Source organism: Vibrio sp. 1557 (genome assembly GCF_033340175.1).
GTDB classification, from domain to species: domain Bacteria; phylum Pseudomonadota; class Gammaproteobacteria; order Enterobacterales; family Vibrionaceae; genus Vibrio; species Vibrio alginolyticus.
On the sequence record NZ_JAWOVZ010000271.1, the window covers coordinates 1 to 1063 of the forward strand.

The following is a 1063-nucleotide window of genomic DNA, read 5'->3' on the forward strand; positions in this document are numbered from 1 at the left end:
CTGCGTGAAGGCGTAGGGTTGTCGGCAGGAATGTAGCAAACGCCATCTAGTTGTTTTTCGGCTGGAATAGAAAGCTGAGGCAACAAAGTAATACCCGCTCCCGCAGCAACCATATTACGCAAAGTTTCTAAACTGGTGGCTTTAAAGCGCTCATCATCTTTTGCTCCTGCCGCAAAGCAGAAACCTAACGCTTGGTCGCGTAAGCAATGTCCATCACCTAAAGCCAGCACAGTCTTCCCATTGAGCTCCAACATATCAACCTGGTCGAGCTGTGCCCATTCATGACCACATGGTACAGCAACACTAAGCGGTTCGTTGTACACTTCAATCTCTTTAAATGGGGCAGTTTCCGCCACAGAAGCCAATACCAAGCAGTCCAGCTTCCCTTCCTCTAGCTGGCGAACCAACTGATGAGTTTGAGCTTCATGCAGGAACAGCTCAAGCTCAGGGAACTCTTCTTTCAGCTGTGGAAGAATTTTAGGCAATAAGTACGGGCCAACCGTCGGAATAAAACCGATGTGCATTGGACCGGTCATCGCCCCACTCTGTCCGCTGGCCATATCTTTAAAGGTTTTCACCTCACTCAGAATGCGTTTAGCTTGATCCACCAGCTGTAAGCCAGAGTCGGTGAACAACACTCGGCGGCTGCTTCTTTCTAACAATGCCGTGCCGAGTTCATCTTCCAGCTTACGTATTTGACCACTAAGCGTTGGCTGACTGACAAAACACGCCTCTGCCGCTTTGCGAAAATGCTTGTGCTCCGCCAGTGCGACTAAGTACTCAAAATCCCGAATATTCATAACACACGATTCGCTTCTATTTTATGATAGTCAATGTCTATCAAAACCATAGCATTAAACGATTAGAGCTATCAAAGGATTTTTACAATAATGGGCTCAACAAAACGAAACAGAGCCAAACGACAAGTCACGCTCTAAACGCTTCACTCGAATATTTTAAAGGAATCAATATGTTTGTATCTAAAGAAGGTCAAAACGTACCACAGGTTACTTTCCCGACTCGCCAAGGTGATACTTGGGTGAACGTTACCTCGGATGATCTA

The 1063-nt window shown here is 46.5% G+C and carries 1 protein-coding gene and 1 pseudogene; one reads left to right on the forward strand and one right to left on the reverse strand.

Annotated features, from left to right (window positions below; all coding sequences use genetic code 11):
* A partial coding sequence (gene oxyR, locus R7070_RS26425) for a DNA-binding transcriptional regulator OxyR (protein WP_318141546.1) occupies window positions 1-800 on the reverse strand: 800 nt, incomplete at its 3' end.
* A gap of 170 nt (window positions 801-970) precedes the next feature.
* Between oxyR and R7070_RS26430 the strand changes: the two are divergent.
* Window positions 971-1063 (forward strand): annotated as a pseudogene (locus R7070_RS26430) (glutathione peroxidase); the annotation flags it as partial.